2 protein-coding genes and 1 pseudogene are annotated in these 3164 nt (G+C 68.0%); all 3 read left to right on the top strand.

Annotation, left to right across the window (positions count from 1 at the left end):
• Positions 1-123: 123 nt before the first annotated feature.
• Positions 124-1953 (top strand): succinate dehydrogenase flavoprotein subunit, encoded by a 1830-nt coding sequence (gene sdhA / locus LQV45_RS22680; RefSeq protein WP_230008930.1) that lies wholly within the window; start codon positions 124-126, stop codon positions 1951-1953.
• The gene (locus LQV45_RS22675) at positions 1953-2741 is read left to right on the top strand and encodes a succinate dehydrogenase iron-sulfur subunit (protein WP_230008929.1); all 789 of its coding nucleotides are present in this window, start codon (positions 1953-1955) and stop codon (positions 2739-2741) included. The genes sdhA and LQV45_RS22675 overlap by 1 nt, the downstream gene beginning before the upstream one ends.
• 103 nt (positions 2742-2844) lie before the next feature.
• A pseudogene (locus tag LQV45_RS22670) lies at positions 2845-3164 on the top strand (YihY/virulence factor BrkB family protein); the annotation flags it as partial.

Below are 3164 nucleotides of genomic sequence, written 5' to 3'. Positions count from 1 at the left end.
CGCTCGTGGTCTTCACCTTGGACCCCTGCCTCGGCGTTACCGAGAGCAGCTCCCTGTGGGAGATCTGCCAGGCGTGAGCCGCGGCATCCTCCTTCCGACTGACACAGCAGAGGCATTGCACACGTGAGCACTCAGAACAGCGCGGACACGATCGTCAAGGACGGCGTGCACTACCACCAGTTCGACGTCGTCATCGTCGGGGCCGGCGGCGCCGGCATGCGCGCGGCGATCGAGGCCGGCCCGGGCGCGAAGACCGCGGTCATCTCGAAGCTGTACCCGACTCGCTCGCACACCGGTGCGGCGCAGGGCGGGATGGCTGCGGCCCTCGCCAACGTCGAAGAGGACTCCTGGGAGTGGCACACCTTCGACACCATCAAGGGCGGCGACTACCTCGTCGACCAGGATGCCGCGGAGATCCTCGCCAAAGAGGCCATCGACGCCGTCATCGACCTCGAGAACATGGGCCTGCCGTTCAACCGCACGCCCGAGGGCAAGATCGACCAGCGCCGCTTCGGCGGGCACACGGCCGATCACGGCAAGACCCCGGTGCGTCGCGCCTGCTACGCCGCCGACCGCACGGGACACATGATCCTGCAGACGCTGTTCCAGAACTGCGTCAAGCTCGGCATCAACTTCTTCAACGAGTTCTACGTGCTCGACCTCGTCACGGTGAAGGACGACGCGGGGCTCACCCAGGTCGCCGGCGTCGTCGCCTACGAGCTGGCCACGGGCGACCTCCACGTGTTCCAGTCCAAGGCGGTCATCTTCGCCACGGGCGGCTTCGGCAAGATCTTCAAGACGACCTCGAACGCCCACACCCTCACCGGTGACGGCGTGGGCATCGTCTGGCGCAAGGGCCTCCCCCTCGAGGACATGGAGTTCTTCCAGTTCCACCCCACCGGCCTGGCCGGTCTCGGCATCCTGCTGACCGAGGGTGCCCGCGGTGAGGGCGCGATCCTGCGCAACGCCAGCGGTGAGCGCTTCATGGAGCGCTACGCCCCGACGATCAAGGACCTCGCGCCGCGCGACATCGTCGCGCGCTGCATGGTGCAAGAGGTCGCCGAGGGCCGCGGCGCCGGCCCCCACCGCGACTACGTGCTGCTGGACTGCACGCACCTGGGCGCCGAGGTGCTCGAGACCAAGCTTCCCGACATCACCGAGTTCGCCCGCACGTACCTCGGCGTCGACCCGGTCGTCGAGCCGGTGCCGGTCATGCCGACCGCGCACTACGCGATGGGCGGCATCCCCACCAACATCAAGGCCGAGGTCCTCGCCGACAACGACACCGTCGTCCCGGGTCTGTACGCCGCCGGCGAATGCGCCTGTGTGTCCGTGCACGGGTCGAACCGCCTCGGCACGAACTCGCTGCTGGACATCAACGTGTTCGGCAAGCGCGCCGGTCGCAACGCGGTCGAGTACGTCAAGACCGCCGACTTCGTCCCGCTTCCCGAGGACCCCGCGAAGGAGGTCCGCGAGCTCATCGAGGGCCTGCGCGGCAACGGCGGGACCGAACGCATCGCCGTCCTCCGCAAGACGCTGCAAGACGAGATGGACAAGGGCGCGCAGGTGTTCCGCACGCACGAGTCCCTCGCACACGTGCTCGACGTCATCGCCGACCTGCGCGAGCGCTTCAAGAACATCCACGTCGACGACAAGGGCAAGCGGTACAACACCGACCTGCTCGAGGCGGTCGAGCTGGGCTTCCTGCTCGACCTCGCCGAGGTCGTGGTGTACTCGGCGCAGAACCGGGAAGAGAGCCGCGGCGGTCACATGCGCGACGACTTCCCCACGCGCGACGACGAGAACTACATGCAGCACACCATGGCGTACCTGTCGGGCGACCCCCACTCGTCGCACCCCGCCGATCACATCGAGCTCGGCTGGAAGCCCGTGGTCTTCACCAAGAACGAGGCCGGGGAGCTGCGCTACCCGCCGCTGGAGAGGAAGTACTGATGGCCGCGACCGCGCTCGACACCACGACCGACGCCCCCGCCGACATCGAGCAGACCCCCGAGGACACCGGCATCCAGTCGTTCCTGGTCACGTTCAACATCCGTCGGTTCGACCCCGAGGTCGATGACGAGCCGCGTTGGGTCGACTACGACGTGGAGCTCTACTCCACCGACCGCGTGCTGGACGCGCTGCACAAGATCAAGTGGGAGGTCGACGGCTCGCTGTCGTTCCGCCGTTCCTGCGCGCACGGCATCTGCGGTTCGGATGCCATGCGCATCAACGGCCGCAACCGCCTGGCCTGCAAAACGCTGATCAAGGATCTCGACATCTCGCAGCCGATCTACGTCGAGGCGATCAAGGGTCTGCCGCTCGAGAAGGACCTCATCGTCGACATGGAGCCGTTCTTCGCCTCCTACCGCGAGGTGCAGCCGTTCCTGATCTCCAGCAGCAAGCCGGAGGCGGGCAAGGAGCGCATCCAGTCGATCGTCGACCGCGAGGTCTTCGACGACACCACGAAGTGCATCCTGTGCGCCGCGTGCACCTCGTCGTGCCCGGTGTTCTGGACCGACGGGCAGTACTTCGGCCCGGCCGCGATCGTCAACGCCCACCGGTTCATCTTCGACTCGCGCGACGACGCGGGCGACGTGCGCCTGGACATCCTCAACGACAAGGAGGGCGTGTGGCGCTGCCGCACGACCTTCAACTGCACCGAGGCGTGCCCGCGCGGCATCGAGGTCACCAAGGCGATCGCCGAGGTCAAGCAGGCGGTCCTTCGCGGCGGCCGTTGACCCCTCTTCTGTCTCGAACGGCGGGTGCGCTTCGGCGCCCCGCCGTTCGTCGTGTCCGGGCGGTCGTCGCGGGGCCGCGGCATCCATTCATTAGGCTCGACGGGTGAACGACCGCGATCCCCGACCGCTGCCCGGCGCGGCGAGCGAGGAGACGTCCCTGCGCGATCGGCTGGACGCGGCGCAAGCAGCGGTGCGCGACCGACTCGACCAGCCGATCGCCCGTGCCGCCAAGCTCGCCCGGCTCTTCCCGGTGCGGGTGTGGCGGCACTTCCTGCGGCACAACGGATTCCTGCTCGCGGCGGGCATGAGCTACCAGGGCCTGTTCGCGATGTTCTCGGCGCTGTACCTCGCCTTCGCGGGCGTCGGGATCTGGCTGGGCGGCAGCGAGACCGCGATCGACGGCCTGATCCGGCTCGTGAACGG

It is taken from the genome of Microbacterium sp. Bi128 (assembly GCF_918698205.1).
The sequence above is the reverse complement of the archived record's forward strand: the minus strand, read 5'-3'. Positions and strand labels throughout refer to the sequence as shown.

What these genes read in the sequence shown, in the direction of transcription:
- LQV45_RS22675 (WP_230008929.1), top strand. Translation starts at nt 1,953, where the DNA reads ATGGCCGCGACCGCGCTCGACACCACGACCGACGCCCCCGCCGACATC.